The 20,759-nt window shown below is 73.1% G+C and carries 17 protein-coding genes; 6 read left to right on the top strand and 11 right to left on the bottom strand.

The features are described from left to right. Window positions 1–176: 176 nt before the first annotated feature. A complete protein-coding gene (locus ACFYSC_RS09265) occupies window positions 177–827 on the top strand; it encodes a GNAT family N-acetyltransferase (RefSeq protein ID WP_389958894.1) in 651 nt (216 codons plus the stop codon). Window positions 828–1,031: 204 nt separating this feature from the next. Here ACFYSC_RS09265 and ACFYSC_RS09260 read toward each other — a convergent pair whose 3' ends face one another. The 4 genes from ACFYSC_RS09260 to ACFYSC_RS09245 form a co-directional block, all read right to left on the bottom strand. Continuing rightward, complete coding sequence (locus ACFYSC_RS09260) at window positions 1,032–2,504, bottom strand: ATP-binding protein (RefSeq protein ID WP_389958891.1); 1,473 nt, start codon at window positions 2,502–2,504, stop codon at window positions 1,032–1,034. Window positions 2,505–2,556: 52 nt separating this feature from the next. Next, entirely contained in the window at window positions 2,557–4,509 is a 1,953-nt protein-coding gene (locus tag ACFYSC_RS09255; protein WP_389958889.1) for an acetoacetate--CoA ligase, read from the bottom strand. An 87-nt stretch (window positions 4,510–4,596) separates the two neighbouring features. Then, entirely contained in the window at window positions 4,597–5,448 is an 852-nt protein-coding gene (locus tag ACFYSC_RS09250) for a serine hydrolase (protein WP_389958886.1), read from the bottom strand. 52 nt (window positions 5,449–5,500) lie between these two features. Beyond that, window positions 5,501–6,421 (bottom strand): LysR substrate-binding domain-containing protein, encoded by a 921-nt coding sequence (locus tag ACFYSC_RS09245; RefSeq protein ID WP_362929213.1) that lies wholly within the window; start codon window positions 6,419–6,421, stop codon window positions 5,501–5,503. A 106-nt stretch (window positions 6,422–6,527) separates the two neighbouring features. On the opposite strand from ACFYSC_RS09245, the gene ACFYSC_RS09240 reads away from it, so the two are divergent. After that, complete coding sequence (locus ACFYSC_RS09240; protein WP_389958883.1) at window positions 6,528–8,135, top strand: penicillin-binding transpeptidase domain-containing protein; 1,608 nt, start codon at window positions 6,528–6,530, stop codon at window positions 8,133–8,135. Between the two features lie 80 nt (window positions 8,136–8,215). Here ACFYSC_RS09240 and ACFYSC_RS09235 read toward each other — a convergent pair whose 3' ends face one another. Continuing rightward, window positions 8,216–8,965 carry a haloacid dehalogenase-like hydrolase gene (locus ACFYSC_RS09235; RefSeq protein WP_362929209.1) on the bottom strand — a complete coding sequence of 250 codons (750 nt, stop codon included), beginning with the start codon at window positions 8,963–8,965 and terminating at the stop codon, window positions 8,216–8,218. A gap of 102 nt (window positions 8,966–9,067) precedes the next feature. Continuing rightward, window positions 9,068–9,703 carry an HAD family hydrolase gene (locus ACFYSC_RS09230; protein ID WP_389958880.1) on the bottom strand — a complete coding sequence of 212 codons (636 nt, stop codon included), beginning with the start codon at window positions 9,701–9,703 and terminating at the stop codon, window positions 9,068–9,070. 279 nt (window positions 9,704–9,982) lie between these two features. Between ACFYSC_RS09230 and ACFYSC_RS09225 the strand changes: the two genes are divergently transcribed. Further along, on the top strand, window positions 9,983–10,660 hold the full coding sequence (locus ACFYSC_RS09225; RefSeq protein ID WP_389958877.1) for a DUF3159 domain-containing protein: 678 nt from the start codon (window positions 9,983–9,985) through the stop codon (window positions 10,658–10,660). Between the two features lie 167 nt (window positions 10,661–10,827). Beyond that, complete coding sequence (locus tag ACFYSC_RS09220) at window positions 10,828–11,151, top strand: hypothetical protein (protein ID WP_389958874.1); 324 nt, start codon at window positions 10,828–10,830, stop codon at window positions 11,149–11,151. 170 nt (window positions 11,152–11,321) lie between these two features. On the opposite strand, the gene ACFYSC_RS09215 is transcribed toward ACFYSC_RS09220, so the two are convergent. The 4 genes from ACFYSC_RS09215 to ACFYSC_RS09200 form a co-directional block, all read right to left on the bottom strand. Then, window positions 11,322–11,762 (bottom strand): DUF2690 domain-containing protein, encoded by a 441-nt coding sequence (locus ACFYSC_RS09215; RefSeq protein WP_389958871.1) that lies wholly within the window; start codon window positions 11,760–11,762, stop codon window positions 11,322–11,324. 137 nt (window positions 11,763–11,899) lie between these two features. Next, on the bottom strand, window positions 11,900–12,406 hold the full coding sequence (locus ACFYSC_RS09210; RefSeq protein ID WP_389959261.1) for a DUF6912 family protein: 507 nt from the start codon (window positions 12,404–12,406) through the stop codon (window positions 11,900–11,902). Between the two features lie 238 nt (window positions 12,407–12,644). Next, the gene (locus ACFYSC_RS09205; RefSeq protein WP_389958868.1) at window positions 12,645–13,289 is read right to left on the bottom strand and encodes an HAD family hydrolase; all 645 of its coding nucleotides are present in this window, start codon (window positions 13,287–13,289) and stop codon (window positions 12,645–12,647) included. Window positions 13,290–13,953: 664 nt separating this feature from the next. Beyond that, window positions 13,954–14,547: a hypothetical protein gene (locus ACFYSC_RS09200; protein ID WP_389958865.1), complete on the bottom strand. Its 594-nt coding sequence runs from the start codon at window positions 14,545–14,547 to the stop codon at window positions 13,954–13,956. On the opposite strand from ACFYSC_RS09200, the gene ACFYSC_RS09195 reads away from it, so the two are divergent. Then, a complete protein-coding gene (locus tag ACFYSC_RS09195) occupies window positions 14,539–19,119 on the top strand; it encodes an HAD-IC family P-type ATPase (RefSeq protein ID WP_389958862.1) in 4,581 nt (1,526 codons plus the stop codon). The two genes, ACFYSC_RS09200 and ACFYSC_RS09195, sit on opposite strands and share 9 nt — an antisense overlap. A 72-nt stretch (window positions 19,120–19,191) precedes the next feature. Further along, window positions 19,192–19,317 carry a hypothetical protein gene (locus ACFYSC_RS09190; protein ID WP_389958860.1) on the top strand — a complete coding sequence of 42 codons (126 nt, stop codon included), beginning with the start codon at window positions 19,192–19,194 and terminating at the stop codon, window positions 19,315–19,317. A 25-nt stretch (window positions 19,318–19,342) separates the two neighbouring features. Here the strand turns inward: ACFYSC_RS09190 and ACFYSC_RS09185 are convergent, their stop codons facing one another. Then, complete coding sequence (locus ACFYSC_RS09185; RefSeq protein ID WP_389958857.1) at window positions 19,343–20,716, bottom strand: glycoside hydrolase family 3 protein; 1,374 nt, start codon at window positions 20,714–20,716, stop codon at window positions 19,343–19,345. Window positions 20,717–20,759 lie beyond the last annotated feature (43 nt).

Genomic DNA, 20,759 nt, shown 5'->3' with positions numbered 1-20,759 from the left:
CCGGAACGGTCCGGCCGGATACCGGGGGCGCCTCGTGCGATCCGGGCGGCGAGGGGAAACCCCGCCCTCCCCCCATGGTAGAGCCCCTGGAGGGCGTCTTCGCGGGGTTCGCGCATCACCGGAGGTCCGCCGAAAACGGGTGGAGCGCCGTCCGCCCGGGTTGACACCATCGGGAGATGCGCAACTGGCCTGTTTTCGGACTGCGGGTGACCACCCCTCGCCTGGAGCTGCGACTCCCGTCCCTCGACGACCTCGACGCCCTGGCCGACCTCGCCGCCGAAGGCGTCCACGACCCCGACGCCATGCCGTTCCTGTTCCCGTGGACCGACGCCGAGCCCGCCGAGCGGGCGCGGAGGAGCGTCTCCTACCACTTCCGGCAGTGGGGCGACTGGTCCCCGGAGAAGTGGGCCTGCGCCTTCGTCACCGTCGTGGACGGGGAGGTCGCCGGCACCCAGGAGGTCTGGGCCTCCGACTTCGCCGTCACCCGGCAGGCCGAGACCGGTTCGTGGATCGGCCGCCGGTTCCAGGGGCGGGGCATCGGCACCGAGATGCGCGCCGCCGTACTGCACCTGGCCTTCGCGGGTCTCGGTGCCCGCCACGCCGTCTCGGGCGCGTTCGCCGACAACCACGCCTCGCTCGGGGTCTCCCGCAGGCTCGGCTACGCCCCCGACGGCGTGGAGATCCGCAGCCGCAGGGGTGAGCCCGCCGAGCTCCTCCGGCTGCGGCTGGCCCGCGACGCCTGGACCGCCCGGGACGACGTCGAGATCCACGGACTGGAGCCCTGCCTGCCGCTCTTCGGCGTCAGCCGTACGACGGAGAGCGGCTGACCGCCTCGGACGTCACCTCGCCACGCGTTCCTCCGGCGAGGGAGACATGGACCTCTGGATCTCGTTCATGGTCCGGGAGGACGGCCCTCGATGACTTCCCTCGGGAAGCAGGACACTGAAGTACGGTTCAGCGAACCGTACTTCAGTGATCGGGGCCGCTTCCGGGTGCCGATCGAACGAGTGAGCCGATCAGCGCGCCCGGCGTCAGCCGTACAGCGCGGGAAGGTCCACCAGGAGGACGCGGTCGTCCCGGCGGGCGGCGGCGGTGAGATCGGCGTCGAACCCCGCCCCGCTGTAGCAGGCCAGTTTCGCCTCCTCCACCCTGTGCCCCTGTGCCGCGAGCACCTCACGGGCGCGACGCAGCCTCTCCAGGTGCCCGAGCCCCATCACCCTGTCCCACTTCACCTCACCGATCGACAGGACCCGCCGCTTCTCGCCGAGCAACGAAGGCGACACCGCCACCACATCAAGTTGGATCTTGTTGTTCTCCCGCTTCGCGTGGTCGACGACGAGAGTGGAGCCCACCTCTCCGGGTGGCTCGTCGAAGGCGTCATCAGCCAGAATCGCCCAGTCGCGGCATGTCTGTTCGAAATCGGGGCCGACGACCTGGGACAGGAACCTCGGCCGCGAACCCCGCCACACCCGCTCGGCCTCCCCGAGTTCGAGAGCGGCCCACTGCGGCCTCATCACCGCCTGGTAGAAGGTGATGAGGGGTTCCGCTATCCGATAGACGGGCTTACCGCTCTTGAGGGCGTCGTGATCCTTCACGATCAGCTGACAGTCCTCAAGCACGTTGAGCGGGTGAGCGATCTCCGCGGACTTGCGTCCCACATAAGCGGCTATCCCACCATTGGTGGAGTTTTCAGCGGCGATGGCACCGAGAACCGAGTGGTAGAGGCCCGAGTCCCGCGCTCCCATCTCCTCCGCGAGGAGATACCGCGCCTCGCGGAACAGCGGCGTCTGGGGGTTGAGAACCGTGCGACGCACCCAGTCGTCGAAGTCGCCCGGTCCATCGGGGGCGTCGTTGCGGACGAACTGGCGCCGGTAGGCGGGCGTGCCGCCGACGACGGCATGGAGAAGGGCGGCGAGCGTCGGGTCGTCCGCTCCCCAGAACGCGGCGGCGGACCGGTAGCGCAACGGCTTGACGACCAGTTCGAGTCCGGCACGCCCCCGGAGCGGGGCCTGCCCGGAGAGCAGACCGCCCATCACCGACATCGCCGACCCACAGAGCAGGACACGGGCGAAGCACCGTTCACGGCTGACGTGCCAGTACGTGTCGAGGTGACGCTGCACGATCGAAGGCAGTGCGGGGCTCGCCTTCATCAGGAGCGGGAACTCGTCGATGATCAGCGGGATGGGCCGGTCCGCCGCCAGGGAGAAGAAGTGCGTCAGGGCGTCGTCCCAGCCGGAGAACATGATCGGCGTGGGAGCGTTCGTGAAGCGGGCGAGTGCCGCGCCGAACATGCGCAGCGCTTCGGTCTCGGTCGACTCGTCCGCCTGGAAGTAGAAGCCGCCCATGCTCTCGGCCAACGCGGTGAGCAGGTAGGTCTTGCCCTGCCGTCGCCGACCACTGATCACTCCCAGGGTCGGCTCCGGCTCGGCGTACTCGACGAACGAGACCAGCGCGTTCCAGTCGCTGTCGCGATCGAAGATTCGTTCAGGCTTGGCAACCGGCATGTGCCGATTCTACTAAACTAGAGTTTAGTCAACTGCAGTTTAGTGATCTGGGTCACTCCTGATTCGGCGTGAAGTGCGACAGCACCTCAGGGTTGGCCATGGCGTCGAGGTTGGCGGCCTTCTCCGGTGGGACGCCGAGGAGGATCTTGCGCACCGGAACCTCCAGCTTCTTGCCGCTGAGCGTGCGCGGGATGCCCGGGACCTCGATGATCTCGTTCGGCACGTGCCGGGGCGACAGCTCCTCGCGCAGCGCCGTGCGCAGCCGGCCCAGCAGGTCGTCGGAGAGCCCGGCCCCCTCGGCCATGGTGACGTACAACAGCAGCCTGCCGTCCTGGCCGAGCTGACCGGTGTCGATCACCAGGCTGTCGGCGATCTCGGTGAAGCGCTCCACCACCCGGTAGAACTCGCTGGTGCCCATCCGCACCCCGCCCCGGTTGAGGGTGGAGTCGGAGCGGCCGTAGATCACGCAGCCGCCGTCCGGCAGGATCTTGATCCAGTCGCCGTGCCGCCAGACGCCGGGGTAGTCGGCGAAGTAGCTCTCCCGGTAGCGGGCGCCGTCCGGGTCGTTCCAGAACATGACCGGCATCGAGGGCATCGGCGCGGTCAGCACCAGCTCGCCGACCTCGCCGACCACCGACCGCCCCGACGGGTCGAACGCCTCCACCTTCGCGCCCAGGCAGCGGCACGGGATGACGCCCGCGCGGACCGGCAGCAGCGGGACCGCGCCGACGAAGCCGGTGCAGACGTCGGTGCCGCCGGAGAACGAGCCGAGCTGCACCCGCGGCAGCCTCTCCGCGATCCAGGCGAACCCCTCCGGCGGCAGCGGCGAGCCGGTGGAGCCCACGCCGCGCAGCGCCTCCAGCCCCTCCGGCCGCACCCCGTCCTTCATCGACGTCACGATGTACGGCGCGCCGACGCCGAAGTACGTGACCCCCTCCTCGGCGGCCAGCCGCCACAGCGCGTCGGTGCCCGGGTGGGCGGCCGACCCGTCGTAGAGCACCACCGTCGCGCCGACCAGCAGGCCGCCGACGAGGTAGTTCCACATCATCCAGCCGGTGGTGGTGTACCAGAAGAAGACGTCGTCCTCACCCAGGTCCTGGTGGAAGGAGAGCGACTTGAGGTGCTCCAGCACGATGCCGCCGTGGCCGTGCACGATCGGCTTGGGCAGGCCCGTCGTGCCGGAGGAGTAGACGATCCACAGCGGGTGGCCGAACGGCACCGGCTCGAAGTCGAGCGGCCCCTCGGCGGCCCGCAGCTCCGCCCAGTCGATCACCCGCCCGCCGTCCCCGGCGTCCTCTGGGGCCGCCGCCCCGGCGGACTCTCCCGGGGAGGGGATGCGCACCCGGGCGGCCAGGGTCGGCAGCTCGGCCGCGATGTCCCGCACGACCTGGGAGCGGTCGAACCGCCTGCCGTTGTAGTGGTAGCCGTCCACCGCGATGAGCACCTTCGGCTCGATCTGGGTGAAGCGGTCGATCACACTGGAGGCGCCGAAGTCCGGGGAGCACGACGACCAGACGGCCCCGAGCGAGGCCGTGGCGAGGAAGGCGACCAGCGTCTCCGGCACGTTCGGCGCGTAGGCGGCGACCCGGTCGCCCCTGCCGACGCCCAGCGCCGCCAGGCCCGCGCGGACCCGCGCGACCTCTCCGGCCAGCTCCCCCAACGTGAGGGCCCGGCGTTCACCGGTCTCGCCGCGCGACACCACCGCGAGGCGGTCCGGGTCGGACGCGGCCCGGCGCAGCGCGTTGGCCGCGTAGTTCAGCGTCGAGCCGGCGAACCACTCCGCGCCGGGCATCGTCCCGGACAACACGGGCCCGTCACCGCGCTCGCCGACCACCCCGAAGTGGTCCCAGACCGACGTCCAGAACCCGGCCGGGTCGTCCACCGACCAGCGCCACAGGGAGTCGTAGTCGCCCGGCCGTCCGAGCCACTCCATGTAGCGGGTCACCTTGGCGTCCCTCACGACCTCCGGGGCGGGTTCCCAGAGCAGCGCACCTTCCTCAACCATGGTCCCCATCCTGTCGGCGGCCCGCCCGAATGTCATCCCCGGGACGCACACACCGGCCGGGTGCGGGGTGTGGGCCGGACACGTGGCTCAATCGCGCAGCCACTCCACGGCGGCCCGCGCCGCGGAGCCGATCACCGCGTCGGCGCGGGGCTGGTTGTACGCCGTGCCGTACGAGCGGGTGAAGACGGCGACGGCGTAGCGCCCGCCGTCGGGGTACTCCACCACGCCGGCCTCGTTGCGGATCGTGGGCAGCGTCCCGGTCTTGCCGCTGACCGCGACGTCGTCGTAGGGGAAGCCGGCCGAGAGGCGGTGCGGCCACACCTGCAGGCCGAGCAGCCTGCGCATCGCGGCGCACGACCCGGGCGAGGCCGCCTCGTCGCGCCAGATCATGCCGAGCAGCCGCGTCGTCTCGCGCGGGGTGCTGCGGTTGGTGCGCGCGGGGTCGAGCACCCGGAGCCGCGCCAGCACCGAGGGGTCGGTGGGCATCTCCTCCTGCCCGGCGTCCTCGACGATGCTCGCGAACAGCTCGCGGCAGTCGTGCTCGACCCGTGTGCCGGTCAGCCCCAGACCCGCGAGCATGGTGTTGACCGCCGACAGCCCGACCCGGCCCATCAGCGTGTCGGCGGCGGTGTTGTCGCTCACCGCCATCATCAGATAGGCCAGGTCGCGCAGGGACATCGTCACGTCGTCGGACATCGCCGACACCCCGGTGGGCCCGGGAGTGTGGCGGTCCGCCATGACCGTGACCCGCTCGGCCGGGTCCAGCAGCCCACGGTCCGCCTGCCGGAAGAACTCCACCAGCAGCGCGACCTTGAACACCGAGGCCGTGACCACGGCCTCGTCGGCGCCGTGGGCGACGTCGGCGCCGGTGTCGATGTCCACGGCGTGCAGGAAACCCGTCACCCCGGCGGAGCGGAAGAGGGTGCCGAGGCCGGTCATCGAATCTCCTTGCGAGGGGGAAGCCCGGTCGCCGGGGCCGGGGCGGAGGCGGTCACGCGAGGAACCCGGAGGCGGGGCGGGCCCGCACCCGCCGGGCCGGCGCCACACCGTCGTCCGTCATCCCGGCGTTCTCCCTCAGCACTCGTGCCGCCACCGCACCGAAGGCTACGGCAGCCTCTCCGGGCTCTCCCCGCCAGGCGGTGGAGACCTGCCAGGTCAGCGGACTCCCCAGCAGCGGCCGCCAGCGCAGCCCAGGGAGGGTGACCTGCGGCCCGAAGGCGACGGCCGTGCCCGCCATGACCAGGCCGAGGGTCTGCGCCTCGTGGACCTCCTCCGGGACGAACCCGTGGCGGCGGCACTCGGTGAGCGTCTCCTCATGCAGCCCGGGTTCGTGAGGGTAGAGCACGAGACGCCGCCCGGCCAGGTCGGCCAGGTGCACCGACGCCGACGCCGCCAGCGGGTCGGACTCGGCCAGCACCACGCCGGGGCGCTGGACGAGCACCGGCCCGAAGCGCAGGCCCGGCACGGCCACCGGGTGGCGGACCACGCCCACGTCGAGGGCGCCGTCGAGCAGCGCCGCGACCTGGTCGGCGCTCCACATCTCCGCGGGCGCCGGCCGTACGTCGGGGGCCCGTTCCCGGAATCCGGCGATGAGCGCCGCGATCACCGCCGACCCCAGGTCGGGCAGGACCCCCACCCGCAGCACCGCGCCCTCGCCGCGCCCGGCCAGCTCGCGCAGCCGCTCCACCCGCGACACGATCTCACGGGCCTCGGGCAGCAGCAGCCGCCCCTGCTCGGTCAGCCGCACCTGGCGGGCGGAGCGGTCGAACAGCCGCACGCCGAGCTCCTCCTCCAGCCGCCGGATGCGCTGGCTGAGCGGCGGCTGGGCCATGCCGAGCCGGATCGCCGCGTTGCCGAAATGGAGCTCCTCGGCGACGACGGTGAAGTAGCGCAGATGGCGGACGATGTCCATGAGCAGCAACCATATCGGTTCCGCTATGGAGTGACTCCAGATATCAATATTGGACACCACCGGGATCCCTCTGGTCTCCTCGATCCGCGAGACAGGGGGACGAACCATGAGGAACACATACAGGTACGGTGCGGCGGCGGTGACGCTGGCCGTCGCGGCGGGCGCGGGCGTGTGGCTGCTGCGCACGCCGGGGTCGCCCGAGGACACCGCCCGGGACTTCCTCGCCGCCTGGGCCCGCCAGGACCACCGGGCGATGCGGGCGCTGACCGTCGACCCGCCGGACGACTTCGACCGCTGGTACACCCGCTTCCGGTCCGACCTGAAGCTGTCGAAGGCCGCCTTCCGGGTAACCGCGGGCGACTACTCCGGCGGCTCAGACGACTCCGGCGACTCCGGCGACTCGGGCGACTCGGGCGGCTCCGACGGCTCCGACGGCTCCACGGTCAGGTTCCGGGCGACGCTGGACGGCCCGGTGCCCTGGTCCTACGACGGGTCGCTGCGGGTGGTCGAGCACGAGCGGGCCTGGCGGGTGCGGTGGACCCCGGCGGCGATCCACCCCCGCCTCGGCCGGGGCCTGCGGATCAAAGCCATGCCGTCGCGGTCCGAGCGGGCGCCGATCCTGGCCGCCGACGGCGCCAGGATCGACACCCCCTCCGCGCCCGGCTCGGTGCAGCAGCTCGTCGAGGGGCTCTCCGAGAGATACGCCGCCCGCCTCACCGGCTCCTCCGGCGGCCGGGTGGACCTGGTACGGGGCGCCGAACGGGTCGCCACGCTCACCACCGCGGGCGCGCGGCCCGGCCGGAAGCTGACCACCACGATCGACCTGCGGGTGCACCGCGCCGCCGCCGACGCCATGGACGGCGTGACCAAGCCGGCCTCGCTCGTCGCGCTGCGCCCCTCGACCGGCGAGGTCCTCTCCGTGGCCAACCAGCCGGGCGGGTTCAACCGGGCTCTGCTCGGCCACTACCCGCCCGGCTCCACCTTCAAGGTGGTCACGGCCTCGGCGCTGGTGGCGGGCGGCATGACGGCCGACCAGCCGGTGGGCTGCCCCGCCGAGCGGAACATCGGCGGCTACGCCTTCCACAACGCCGGCTTCGAGGAGTTCGGCACGGTGCCGCTGCGGGCCGCGTTCGCGCACTCCTGCAACACCACGTTCGGGTCGCTGGGCGTGGAACGGCTCGGCGCCGAACGCCTGGCCTCGGTTGCGGCGAGCTTCGGGTTCGGAGGGCCGGTGGACCCGGGGGTGCCCGCCGTACGGGCGCAGTTCCCGAAGCCGAAGGACGACACCGACCTCGCCTCGGCCGCGATCGGGCAGGGCCGCGTCCTGACCAGCCCGCTGAACATGGCCACCGTCGCCGCCGCCATCGCCGACGGCTCCTGGCGCCCGCCCCGCCTCGTGGACGCCTCCCTGCTGCCGGCCGCCCCGTCCAGGAAGCTGGAGCCCTCGGTGGTGCGGGCGCTGCGCACCCTGATGCCCGCGGTGGTGACGGACGGCACGGCCAAGGGGGTCTCCTTCCCCCCCGGTACGGCGGGCAAGACCGGGACCGCGGAGTTCGGCTCGGGAACCTCGGGGAAGGAACCGCCCACCCACTCCTGGTTCATCGGTTACCGCGGCGACCTGGCGTTCTCGGTGATCGTGGAGGGCGGCGGCGAGGGAGCCGCGGTGGCCGCCCCGATCGCCGCCCGCTTCCTCGACGGCCTCGCCTCACCGTGAGCCCGGCGGAATGCCGAGGCACGGCGGCACCGGTCACGGCCAGGCCCTGACGCCATCGGCCGGCGCGGGACGCGCGCGGTTCAGCCCGCCCTGCGGGACGGGGAGGTCAGGCCGGCCACGGCGGCGACGACCTCGGAGGGGTTGGCCAGATCGGGCAGCACCACGTCGGCGCCCGCCTCGTGCAGCTCGGCCGGCAGGGAACGGCCGGTGGCGACGCCGATCATCGCGGCCCCGGCGATCCGGGCCGCCTGGACGTCGCGGGCCGAGTCGCCGATCATCACGGTGTTGCCGCCGTCGAAGGCCGTGCCGTACTTGGCCTTGGCCCGGCCTTGGGCGACCTGGAGCAGGGTGGCCTTGGGATAGACCTCCTCGCCGTAGCCGCCGACCTCGAAGTCGACGTGCCGGTCCAGACCGAAGGCGGTCAGCTTGTGCACGGCGTTGCTCTTGATCGTGCCGGTGAGCACCGCCTGGACGGTGCCCTCCAGCCTGGCCACGGCTCTGAGCGCCTCGGCCGCGCCGGGCATCGTCCGGCCGTTCCGGGCCAGCAGGCCGCGCCGGGCCGCGAAGGCGTCGGCCAGCGCGTCGAGGAACGCAGGCAGGTGGTCGTCGGTGGCGACGACCCCGTTCAGGGCCAGCATCTCGAAGACGATCTCGGAGTCCGGGCGGCCGTTGTGCTGGGTCAGCTTGACCAGCGGACGGCCGGTGACCCGCCGGAACGCCTCTGCGTACGCGTCGCGGGTCACGATGGACACGTCGACCAGTGTGAGATCGATGTTCCAGAGAACCAGGCGGTTGATCGTGGCCTCCCGGGGGTGGGGCGCGGATGCCACCGGGGTGGGGGTTCACGGACGCCGGTGGTACGGATGCCAAGGGTACGGCCGCCGCCGGGCCCGCGCTCCACCCGATGCCGAGAACGTCCGGCCCGGTGCGCGTCAGGCGTGGTCGAGGGCCTCGGCGAGGGTGTCGACGACCGGGACGCCGCAGGTGGCCAGGGCCGCCCTGCCGGTCACGCCGCCGCTGTAGAGCACCGCCCGCGCCCCGACGTGCCGCGCCGCGTGCGCGTCGTCGAGGCTGTCACCGATCACCAGCACGTCGGCGGGATCGGTGCCGAGCGCCGCGAGGTGCGCCGCCATCGACTCGGCCTTGCGGCTGCCGGAACCGGCGAGCAGGCCGTCGATCCGCAGGAAGTGCCGGGCGATCCCCAGCTCGGTCACCTTGGGCACCAGCCGGTCGTGCGCCCACATGGACAGCAGCGACTGCCCGCCGCCCGACTCCTCCCAGCTCAGCAGGGTGGCCAGCGCGTCGGCCGCCAGACCGCAGCCCGGCATCAGCCGGTGGTAGTGGTCGTGGAACCCGACGTCGAGCCTCTCCCACTCGCCGTCGAGGAGAGAACGGCCGAGCATGCGCTCGTAGGCCGTCCAGATGGGACGGGAGTACACCGTCCGGAAGCCCTCGACGTCGTAGGGGGCCAGACCGTAGGGCTCGAAGACCGCGTTCGTCGCCTCCACCACGGCGTCGATGTCGTGAAAAAGGGTGCCGTTCCAGTCCCAGACAATGTGTTTCGCCATAGCCGTTCCAGCCTAGTACGGCCGCCGCGGCGGGTCCTCCAGGGTGGGGTCCGTCACGCCGTCCGGTACCAGTGCCCGTACGTTCTCGGGGGAACATCTCGGCGTGGACCACGCCGAGCCGAGTGCCGTGGCGGCACACTCAACCCATCGGCTGGAGCGCCCTCACCGGGTGAAGCCGCCCGGGCTACGCGGCGGCCGGCTCATCCGATCATGAGATCGGTCACACTCGCGTCGTACGGGCTTGAGTGTGCCGTGGCGGCATACCCGTTAATCGTTCGGATGCGTACCGACGAAGAACCGAACGTGACGCCGGAGCAGAGTCGTGGGCCTGCCCGCCCTGACGACGGTGTCGAGGCCCCGAAGCCCACCGTGCTGCACCAGATGGGGGGCACCGCCGGGTTCGTCTACTCGACGGTTCCGGTTGTCGTGTTCGTGACGGCGAACGCGTTCCTGCCGCTGCCGGTCGCCGTCGGCATCGCGGTCGCGACCGGGCTGGCGCTGTCCGTCTTCCGGCTGTCGCGCGGGGAACGCCTCGTCTCCGCGGCCGGGAGCCTGCTCGGGGTGGCGCTGGCCGCCGGGATCGTCGTGTGGACCGGCTCCGCGCGGGACTTCTTCGTGATCGGGATCTGGGCGTCGCTGGCCGGGTTCGTCGTCACGTTCGGGTCGGTGCTGGCCCGTCGGCCGCTGACCGGTGTCATCTGGAACGCCTTGCACGGCGGGACGTGGGCGTGGCGGTCCGACCGCCCCGTGTGCGTGGCGCACGATGTCGCGACCCTCGCCGCGGCGTCGGTGTTCGGGGCGCGGTTCGTGATTCAGCAGTGGCTCTATCTGGCCGACAGCACCGGCGCCCTGGGCATCGCCCGGGTGGCCATGGGCACCCCGCTCACCGTGCTGGCCGCGCTGGTGGTCCTGTGGGCTTTCCGGCGCAGCACCAGACGCCTCATCCGGACGAACTGATGACCGGGGCGCCGAGCCCGCCGGTGGCGCCGGCGCCGTGCTCGTGGCCGCGGTCGGAACGGTCCTGACGACGGCGCGTACCGTCACGGCGGAACGGTGCGGATCCGCCTGAACCCCTCCCCTCCCCTCGCCCTGCGGGCGACGAATGAGCCGAAAAGGTAATGAGCATGACCCTTTACGAAGGTGCGATGCAGGTGGTCCCCGTCCTGTTGATCGTCCTGTTCATCGAGACCCGCAGCGGTGACCCGCAGGCCAGCCCAAGAATGCGGCGTTGGGAGGACATTCAGAACAGGGGTTACGCCGCGCTCGGCCTCGCCGCGTTCCTGGTGTCGATGCTCGTCGTGGCAGGCATCGTCCCCGTCGGACGCATTCCGGCCGTGATCGTCATCGCCGCCCTCTCCGGCTGCATGGGCCTGTTGTACGCCCGGATTCAGCAGCGCCTCGCCCGTAACCGCAGCGAACGGTACGGCCAGGCGGCGGACGACCGCTGACGCTCCGCGTCGCCCGCCGGTTCGGTGGAAACCGTGCCGCCTCGGCATGGCCGGGCCGGGCCGCCGCACCGACAGGGCATGCGGGCCATGGACGCCGTCACCGTCCGACGTGGCTCGACCCACCTGGAAAGCGCCGGCTCCCCGCGGGGGCCGGCGCTTTCCAGGGATGGTCAGCGGCAGGCCTTGGCGGTGACGCCGGCCCCGTTCTGGCCGCCGGCGCCCGTGCCCCACTGGATGCTCGCCGCGCCCCACGCGCAGACACCCGGGGCCCGGAGCATGTTGCCCCAGTGCCGGCCGTGGTTGCCCGCCTTGAAGCGGAAGGTGTCCGAGCTCCGGTTGGTGTAGACACGGACCGACCCCCGGGCCGTGCTGCTGACGGAGATCTCGGTCCAGTTGGTCTTGCAGCGGCTGGACCACATGAGCCTGACCGTGCCGACCGTCCCGTTGGCCCGGCTCGTGATGTCGGCCTTCTTCACCACCCGGGCCGTGTTGCCACAGCCGGTGCGGTACGGATCCTTGTGGTCGTAGTAACTCTGCGCGTTCGCCGGCGCCGCGGCGACCAGGGTCACGCCGGCGACCGCCAGCGCGGTCGCGACCGTTCGAATCCTCATTTTGTGCCCCCTTCTTCGGATGTGGATCTGAAGACGGGGATCAACCCTAGACCGAAAAGTAAAGGGAAATAAGCAAATATCGGATTTTAAGCCAGAAAAGCCGCCTGACCTCGCCGTACGCCATCAGCCGGCCACCGTCAGCCGACCAGGTCGGGCATCTCCTGGGTGGCGTACCACAGCAGCTCGTGGGCCTCGGCGCCGTCCACCGTGAACCGCGCGTCCTCGTCCGCGAGGTCGGCCTCGGGCAGCGCGGCGATCGCGGCCTCGACGTCCGCCACCGCGGCCTCCTCGTCCACGTGGACCGCGGCGATCCGCGCCATGGGGACCGCGGCGGCGAGCCGTACCCGGGCGCGCTCCTCCAGATCCGCGCCCATGCCCACCTCGCCGTCCGGCACCTCGGCGGCGACGACGACCCGGCGCGCGGCCGCCTTGACCCCGTCGGCGCGGTCGGCGGCCAGCATCCGCAGGGACGCGCGGGCGGCGTCGGTCAGGGCGACGTACTCCAGTTCCTCGGTGTCACCCGAGGCGTACCACTCGACCAGCGCGGGCGTGACCGCGTAACCGGTCAGCGGGGCGGGGCCGAGCTCACCCTCGGCGAGCACGCGGGCCAGCGCCGGAAGCGTGCAGGGCAGGTAGACGCGCATCCATGCCTCGATCTGTTCATCCCACACCGGCGCCGGTGCGGCGCCGATCACCCATCGAGTGTGCCAGCCCGGACGGCCGGGCCGCACGCGACGCGGACACCCGGCCGCCCGGCGGGCGCCGCACTGCCGTAGCCGCGGCACCGGCACGGCCGTACGGCGCGGGCACGGCCGTACGGCGCGGGCACGGCCGTACGGCGCGACGGGACGAGTGGACCGGGGCGGGGACGGCGGTGCGGCGTCAGCGCAGCGGCAGGCCGAGAAGCGTCTCCAGCTCCGCGATGGTCTCCTCCGCCTCCCGATGGTGCACGCCGACGATGCCCAGCGCGCGGGCGGCGACGATGTTGGCCTCGATGTCGTCGACGAACACGCACTCCTCACCGGTCAGGCACACCCGCCCCAGGGCGTGCTCGAAGATCCTCGGCTCTGGCTTGCGCATGCCGACCTCGCCGGAGATGACGACCTCGTCGAAGAACTCCTCCCAGCCGTCACGGGGGTACTCGTTGGCCCAGGAGTTGGAGACCAGGCAGGTCCGCAGTCCCGCCGCGCGCGCCGCGCGCAGCATGTCGTACATCGGCTCGATCCGGAGGAACCCGGAGAACATCCTCTCCAGCAGCCCCTCGGCGGCCGGTGGCACGCCGTCCGTCGTCACCAGCATGGCCGCCAGGGAGCGTTCGAAGTCGGGCCCGGAGATCTCCCCGCGTTCCAGGGCGTGCACGACGTTCTCGGCCGCGCCCGACCCCTCGTAGGCGTGCTGCACCAGCTGCTGCATCACGTCGCGGTAGTGGTCGGCGTCGATCCGGTCGGCGACGATCCAGGAGGCGATCGCCTCGGACAGGTTCGTCGTCAGCACCCCGCCCCAGTCGATGAGCACACCTTTGAGCATCCCGCCTCCTTCTCGACATCAGCCCCAGATTATGACGTATCCGGACGAACTCAACGGGGGTCTTATCTTCCCCCTGATCGCCGAGGGGCGAAACACCCCCTTCATCGTCTCTTCTTGATGTTTCGGGAAAGCGCGTGGAATGCAGACGCCTTTGCATGGCGAATGCCCACCTGAGCAGGAGAAACGCGTTTCGGACGCGGCTTGGGAGGAACGCTATGGAAACGGCGGCATGACCATGGAACCGTACGTAGATGGCCTTATGGGGCCTCTGCGGGCTTTGTTCCGATCGTTTCTCAGAACTCCGTCCTGGAGGGACCATGACAGTGAGCCAGACGTCGAGCCGGACTTCGAGCCGGACGCCGACCCGGGCGTCGAGCCGGGGTGCGACCCGGGCGTCGAGTCAGGCGTCCCGGCCGTCGCGCAGTCGCGCGGCGACGGGTTCCACCGCGAAGGCGTCGGCGCCCGCGACGACCGGCCGGAAGACGGAGCGGCACGGGACCGCGGGGCAGAGCACCGACGGTCACGCGCTGACGCTGAACCTGCCGATGCTGACCGTGCAGCTGCGTCCCCCGCACATGCATCTACCGCACCTCAGCCGGCAGGAGGCGGGCCAAGCCGTCGACACGGCCCGGTCACTCCTCCCGTCACCGGAACGGATCGTCTACTACGGCGGGCTCGGCGCGCTCGCGGTCGCGGGACTGATCGAGTGGCCGGTGGCGGCGGCCATCGGGGTCGGTACGGTGATCGCCCAGCGCGCCCGCCGGGAGCGGGCCGCCTCCCGCTCCTCGAAGGCCGCGTCGCCCGTCCCGGGCTCCGTGATCGCCCCGGACGTCGCCGAAGGCTCCGGGAAGACCGGTACGGCGGGCACCTCGCGCACCCGGGCCGCCCGCACCACCGCCCGCGCCACCACACGGAGCACCGCGCGGACCCCCGGAAGCGCGTCACGAGCCACCGGCGGCACCGCCCGGACCACCCGGTCCACCTCCGCGGCCACGGGAGGGACCACGCGCGCCACCCGATCCGCCACGGGCGGCGGAAGCACGTCACGAGCCACCCGGGCCGCCACGCCGGCCGCCCGGTCCACGTCGCGGACCACCCGGGCCACCGCCTCGGCCACCAAGACGGCGTCCCCGGCCGCCAAAACCACCCGGGCCGCATCACGGACCACCCGGGCCGCCACACCGACCGCCCGATCCGCATCACGGACCACCCGGGCCGCCACCGCGAAGAGCGCCTCCGGGTGACCTTCGTGCCGCACGCACTCAGATCGCCGATCGAGGCGCTCTGGGGACTCGTGCCCGACCCGCTCCGCGCCGCCCTTCCGGGCTCCCGTGAGGCGCGGGCCTGTCCCGGCGGGGTCCGCATCGATCTACGGAGAATCGGTGGTCCGGGCACCGGCCGGATGGCGCGGCGGCTGGAGGACCGGCTGCTGTCGGTGAAGGGCGTCGACCGGGCGGAGGTCAACGGCGTTCTGGGCTGGGTCTTCGTCGGCTGCGACAGCGCCGCGGCCGACCTGGGCAGGCTGCTGTCGATCGTCGAGCAGTTCGACGGCGGGGCCGGGGAGGAGGAGTTCGAACCGGGCCCCGTGGAGGAGGCCGAGACCACGGAGGACCGGTGCCCGCGCTCCCCCTCGTCCCGGCTGGCGGAGAACCACGCCCGGGCCGGCCTCCGGCTGGGCGCGAGCGTGCTCGGGGCCGGGCTGGCCGTCGCCGGACGCGCGTTGCGGACGCCGCCGCTCCCCCCTTCCGTCCCCACCATCCTCAATCTGGTCGACTCCACCCCGTTCGTCCGCACCGCGCTGGAGCGCCGCCTCGGGCGCGCGGTCACCGACACGCTGTTCACCACCGCCGGAATCGTCGGCCACACGTTCGCGCTGCGGCCGTTCGGGATGGTGGTCCAGTCGGTGACCGCGGCCGCCCGCTACGCGGAGACGCGCGGCACCCTTCGGGCCTGGCGGGAGCACCAGGAGGAGCTGGCCAACCGAGAGGGGGGCTACCGTCACATCCGGTCGGCGCGGACGCCCCGTACGGCCCCGATGGCCCGCAGCCCCGTGGACCGGTTCGAGCGCGCGGCGAGCCCGCTGGCGGTGGGCGTCTCCGGCCTGACCCGACTGCTCAGCGGCAGCCGCGAGCAGGGCCTGGCCATGCTGGTCAACGCGACGCCCAAGGCCGCGAAGCTGGGCCGCGAGGCGTTCGCGGGAGCGGTCGGCCGGGCCGCGGCCGGGCGCGGCGCGATCGTGCTGAGGGGCGACGCCCTGCGCCGGATGGACGGCGTGGACACGGTCATCCTCGACGCCGGAGTCCTCGCGACGGGCTCCTGGACGATCGACCGCGTCGTCCCGCTGACCGGCGACGCGACCGGTGGCGCGGACGGCGGCGCGGACGGCGGCACGGACGGCGGCACGGACGGCGGCACGGACGGCGGCACGGACGGCGACGAGCTGCGGGCCCGGCTGTACGGGCTGATCGACCTCTCCGACCCCGCCGCGCGGTGCGAGCACGACGGGTGGACGGCCGAACCGCTCGCCGACCCGGCCGGGTTCCTGCCGTCGGGCGGTCCTCCCCCGCCGGACGACCTCGGCGAGTGGGAGAGCCGGGGGCTGCGGGCGGTCGGTGTGAGGAGGGAGGGCGTGCCGGTGGCCCTGGTGGGCGTGGCCCCGGGGGTCGATCCCCTGGCCGACGCCCTCGTCGCCGCGGCCCGGGGTGCGGGCACCGTACTGCTCGCCGGCGGCCGCGCGAAACGCCCGGAGCACGCGGGACACGCGAAGCACACAGGGGCCGCGGAACCCGCGGAGCTCGCGGAGCTCGCGGAGCTCGCGGAACTCGGCCGGCGGCTGGGGGTCGCCGAGAGCGTCCCTGGCGGCTCAGGGCTCGCCGCGAGGGTCCGCGCGCTCCAGGCGGACGGGCACGGCGTGGCCGTGGTGTCGGACCGTCCCCTCGCCGCGCTGGCCCAGGCCGACCTGGGCGTCGGCGTGCTGCGGCCGTCGGGCCCGGTGCCGTGGGACGCGGATGTGATCTGCGAGACCGGCGAGGCCCACCTGCTGCTGAGCTCCCTGGGCCCGGCGCGCCGGACGAGCGAGCGGTGCGTGTGGCTCGGCGTCGCGACGGCGTTGCTCGGCACCGGCCTGACCTTCCTCGGACCGAGGGCCACGACGGTGCGCTGGGCACAGCTCGTCAGCGACGGCACGGCGCTGGTGGCCATCGCGGTCGGCGAGTGGTCGGGCCGCGACGCCGGACGCGTGGCGGCGCCGGTCCGCACCGACCCGACCCCCTGGCACGCCATGCGGGCCGAGGACGTCCTGGCCCGGCTCGGCTCCTCGCCCCGGGGCCTCAGCGAGGCCGAGGCGCTGCGGCGCCGTACCGCCTCGGGGGCCCGTCCGGAGGCCCCCGCCTCACTGCTGCGCGCCTCCGCCGAGGAGCTGGCCAACCCGCTGACACCGGTCCTGACCGCGGGCGCGGGCCTGTCGGCCCTGGTCGGCTCGGTCCCCGACGCGGTGCTGATCGCCGCGGTCATGGTCATCGACGCGTTCATCGGGGGCGGCCAGCGGTTCGCCGCCGACCGCTCCCTGCGCCGCCTGACCGAGACCGTCGCGCTCCGGGTACGGCTGCGCCGCCCCGGCGGGCAGGAGAGCACGACCGTGGAGAACCTCGTGCCGGGCGACGTCGTCGAGCTGCGGGCGGGCGACGCGGTGCCCGCCGACTGCCGGGTGGTCAGGGCGGTGGGCCTGGAGGTCGACGAGGCGAGCCTGACCGGCGAGTCGCAGCTCGTCACCAAGTCACCGGCGCCGGTCGGCGCGTCCGCCCTGGCCGAGCGGACCTCGATGGTCTACGAGGGCACGACGGTGGCGGCCGGGCACGGTCTCGCCGTGGTCGTCGCGGCGGGCCGGACGACCGAGGCGGCCCGTACCGCCGGGATCACCGCGGAGCGGCCCCCGCCGACCGGGGTGCAGCTGCGGCTGCGGCGGCTGAGCCGGGAGATCCTCCCGGTCGCGATCGGCTCCGGCCTGCTGCTCCTGGTCGCCGACCTGGCACGGGGCAGGTCGGCGGCGCAGGCACTGGCGCCCGCGGTGAGCCTCGCCGTCGCCGCCGTGCCCGAGGGGCTGCCCTTCGTCGCCTCGGTCGCCGAACTCGCCGCCGCCCGGCGGCTTTCCAGGCGCAACACCCTGGTGCCGAACCCCTCCACCATCGAGGCCCTGGGCCGGGTGAACGTGCTCTGCTTCGACAAGACGGGCACCCTGACCGAGGGACGCATCAACCTGCGGCGCGTCTCCGACGGCCGGACCGAGCAGCCGGTGGAGGCGCTGACGCCGGAGCTGCGGCGGATCGTGGCCGCGGGGATGCGGGCCGGGCCCCGGAGCGACCCGGGGCGGCCCGTCGCCCATCCCACCGACCGCGCCGTCCTGGAGGGGGCCCGGCGGCTGGAGGTGACGCCCGAGGACGGCGTTGAGGGGTGGGTGCGGATCGACGAGCTGCCCTTCGAACCCGGCCGCGGCTACCACGCCGTGCTCGGCGCGGGCGGGGCGGGGGCGCTGCTGAGCGTCAAGGGCGCTCCGGAGATCGTGATCACCCGCTGTACGGCGGTGCTGCGCGACGGCCGCGAGACCCCGATGACCGATCCCGTGCGCGCGGAGCTGGAGAAGGAGGTGAACCGGCTGGCCCTGCAGGGGTACCGGGTGCTCGCGGTGGCCGAGCGCGGAGCCTCCGACCGCCGCGACCTGGACGAGGAGCGCATCCGCGAGCTGCGCTTCCTCGGGTTCCTCTGCCTGGCCGACCCGATCCGGCCCACGGCGGCCGAAAGCGTCCGCCGGCTGATGGGGGCGGGCGTCCGGATCATCATGGTCACCGGTGACCATCCCAGCACCGCCGAGGCGATCGCCGCCGAGCTGGACGCGCTGAACGGCGGGCGGGTCATGACCGGCCCGGAGATCGACGACCTGGACGACGAGGAGCTGGCCGAGGCGCTGTCGGACGCGGCCGTCCTCGCCAGGACCACCCCGGCGCACAAGGCCAGGATCGTCCGCTGCCTGCGCCGGTCCGGCAAGGTCGTGGCGGTCACCGGCGACGGCGCCAACGACGCGCCCGCGATCCGCGTCGCCGACGTGGGCATCGCCCTGGGCTCCCGCGCCACCGCCGCGGCCCGGGCCGCCGCCGACGTCGTGGTGACCGACGACCGCATCGAGACGATCGTCGACGCGATCATCGAGGGCCGGGCCATGTGGAGCTCGGTGCGCGACGCCCTGAGCGTCCTGCTCGGCGGCAACATCGGGGAGATCGTCTTCACGGTCGGCTCCAGCCTGCTGTCCGGCCGGAACGTGCTGAACGCCCGTCAGCTGCTGCTGGTCAACCTCCTCACCGACATGCTGCCGGCGCTGGCGGTGGCGGTCCGGCCTCCGGCGGCGACGAGCCCGGAGAAGCTGCTGGCCGAGGGGCCCGAGGCGTCCCTGGGAGCCTCCCTGACCCGGGACATCTACCTGCGGGCGGTCACCACGGCGAGCGCGGCCGGGGCGGCCTGGTGGATCGGCCGGATGACCGGCACGGCGGGCCGGGCGAACACGATGGGGCTGGTGGCGCTGGTGTCGGCGCAGCTCTTCCAGACCCTGGCGCTCGGCCGCCGGGACCGGGTGGTCCTGCTGGCCTCGGCCGTCTCGCTGGCCGTGCTGGGCCTTGCGGTGTCGGCTCCGGGGGTGAGCCGGTTCTTCGGCTCCCGCCCGCTCGGGCCGGTGGGGTGGACCGTCGCCCTGGGCAGCGCCGTCGCCGCGACGGTCGTGGAGACGGCGCTGCAGGCGTCGGCCCGCAAGGTGTCATCGCCTGTTCATCCCGAGGTAACCTGACCTGGGCGTTTAGTCCATGTTTGTCATGAATTATTGCTTATAAGAGGATTTCTCCCCTGTTGTGAGGTCGTCATGCCCGCCATCCTGACGTCGCTGCTGGCCAAGCTGGCCGTCATCGCGCTCGAAGCCATCGCCGCCTACGCCATCCGGGCGATCGTCGCCTCCGTCCTGGAGCGCCGGGGCCTCCAGCCGGTCTAGACCCGGCTCGGCCCCGGCCTCCCGGTCAGCGGGCCCGCGACTCGATGAGCCGGGCCACCCTGCGGTGCTCCGCCGAGCGCAGCGTCTTCTCGGCCTTCGCCGGGTCCGCCACCGGCGCGCGCTCCAGCAGCCCCCGCGCCTCCTTCAGCGTCAGCAGCCGCCGCACCGACTGGTCGAGCCGCGCCCGGGTGATCTTCCCCGACTTCACCGCGGCCAGCACCGCGTCGTACGCCTTGGTGAAGTTCGGCGGCATCAGCAGCAGGTCGACCCCGGCCAGGATGGCCCGGACCGGCACCTGCGCGTCGCCGTACTTCTTCCGCACTCCGGCCATGTCGAGCGCGTCGGTCGAGACGACCCCGTCGAACCCGAGCCGGTCGCGGAGCAGCCCGGTCAGGATCGGCTTGGACAGCGTCGACGGATCCCCGGACGGGTCGAGCTTCGGCATGACCACGTGAGCGCTCATCACCACGTCGGTCTTCGCGCCGATGGCGGCGGCGAACGGCGGGGCGTCCAGCTTCCGCCACTGCGACAGGGAGTGCCGGATCACCGGCAGCCCGGTGTGGCTGTCGACGTCGGTGTCGCCGTGGCCGGGGAAGTGTTTGGCTGCCGTGGCCGTCCCCGCGTCGTGGAAACCCTTGACCGCCGCGGCGACCATCCGGGAGACCTTGGCCGGGTCGGAGCCGTAGGCGCGCGGGCCGATCACCGGGTTGCGCGGGTTGATGTTCACGTCGGCGACCGGGGCGAAGTCGAGGTTGATCCCCAGGACGCGCAGCTCGCTCCCGGTGACCTCGGCGGCCTTCCGTGCCAGCGAGGGGTCACCGGTCGAGCCGATGACGGACGCGCCCGGCATGGTCGTGACCAGCGGCGCGAGGCGGGAGACCCGGCCGTTCTCCTGGTCGGCGCCGATCAGCAGCGGGATCTTCGGCGAGGCCTTCTGCAGCCCGTTGGTCAGGGACACCAGCTGCCGGACGTTCTTGACGTTGCCCGCCCAGGGGAACAGGATCACCCCGCCCGGCCGGTACTTCGCCACGGCCTTGGCGGGGGTGTCCGCGCCGAACCGCGCGCTGTTCTCCCCCGACGCGGTGTCGGGGGCCGCGCCGTACACCACGGGCATGAAGAGCTGCCCGACCTTCTCCTCCAGGCTCATCCGGGCGAGCACGGCCTCGACCTTCGAGGAGGCGGACGCCCGGGACGCCGGGGGCGCCTGCGATCCGTCCGGGGTCGCGGACGGGGTCGCGGACGGGGTGGGGGGCGCGGCGGACGTGGCGGTGGCGCTCGCGACGGCGCCGTCGTCCCGGCCCGCGGCGGGCCGGGCGGGCGAGTCCGCTCCCGAGGCGGCGCAGCCGGCCACCATAGTCGCGATCACTGCCAGACCAGTCGTACGAATGCACCGAACCATGCGCCCCACGCTATCCGCGTCCGCGGGCGGACACGCCGCGCCG

It is taken from the genome of Streptosporangium sp. NPDC004379, from assembly GCF_042873875.1.
Taxonomy (GTDB): Bacteria; Actinomycetota; Actinomycetes; order Streptosporangiales; family Streptosporangiaceae; genus Streptosporangium.
The sequence above is the reverse complement of the archived record's forward strand: the minus strand, read 5'-3'. Positions and strand labels throughout refer to the sequence as shown.

Bases quoted from the DNA above. Each gene is read 5' to 3' on its own strand.
- ACFYSC_RS09265 (WP_389958894.1), top strand. From the start codon at position 177: ATGCGCAACTGGCCTGTTTTCGGACTGCGGGTGACCACCCCTCGCCTG.
- ACFYSC_RS09260 (WP_389958891.1), bottom strand. From the start codon at position 2,504: ATGCCGGTTGCCAAGCCTGAACGAATCTTCGATCGCGACAGCGACTGG.
- ACFYSC_RS09255 (WP_389958889.1), bottom strand. From the start codon at position 4,509: ATGGTTGAGGAAGGTGCGCTGCTCTGGGAACCCGCCCCGGAGGTCGTG.
- ACFYSC_RS09250 (WP_389958886.1), bottom strand. From the start codon at position 5,448: ATGACCGGCCTCGGCACCCTCTTCCGCTCCGCCGGGGTGACGGGTTTC.
- ACFYSC_RS09245 (WP_362929213.1), bottom strand. From the start codon at position 6,421: ATGGACATCGTCCGCCATCTGCGCTACTTCACCGTCGTCGCCGAGGAG.
- ACFYSC_RS09240 (WP_389958883.1), top strand. From the start codon at position 6,528: ATGAGGAACACATACAGGTACGGTGCGGCGGCGGTGACGCTGGCCGTC.
- ACFYSC_RS09230 (WP_389958880.1), bottom strand. From the start codon at position 9,703: ATGGCGAAACACATTGTCTGGGACTGGAACGGCACCCTTTTTCACGAC.
- ACFYSC_RS09225 (WP_389958877.1), top strand. From the start codon at position 9,983: ATGCGTACCGACGAAGAACCGAACGTGACGCCGGAGCAGAGTCGTGGG.
- ACFYSC_RS09220 (WP_389958874.1), top strand. From the start codon at position 10,828: ATGACCCTTTACGAAGGTGCGATGCAGGTGGTCCCCGTCCTGTTGATC.
- ACFYSC_RS09215 (WP_389958871.1), bottom strand. From the start codon at position 11,762: ATGAGGATTCGAACGGTCGCGACCGCGCTGGCGGTCGCCGGCGTGACC.
- ACFYSC_RS09210 (WP_389959261.1), bottom strand. From the start codon at position 12,406: ATGCGCGTCTACCTGCCCTGCACGCTTCCGGCGCTGGCCCGCGTGCTC.
- ACFYSC_RS09205 (WP_389958868.1), bottom strand. From the start codon at position 13,289: ATGCTCAAAGGTGTGCTCATCGACTGGGGCGGGGTGCTGACGACGAAC.
- ACFYSC_RS09190 (WP_389958860.1), top strand. From the start codon at position 19,192: ATGCCCGCCATCCTGACGTCGCTGCTGGCCAAGCTGGCCGTCATCGCG.
- ACFYSC_RS09185 (WP_389958857.1), bottom strand. From the start codon at position 20,716: ATGGTTCGGTGCATTCGTACGACTGGTCTGGCAGTGATCGCGACTATG.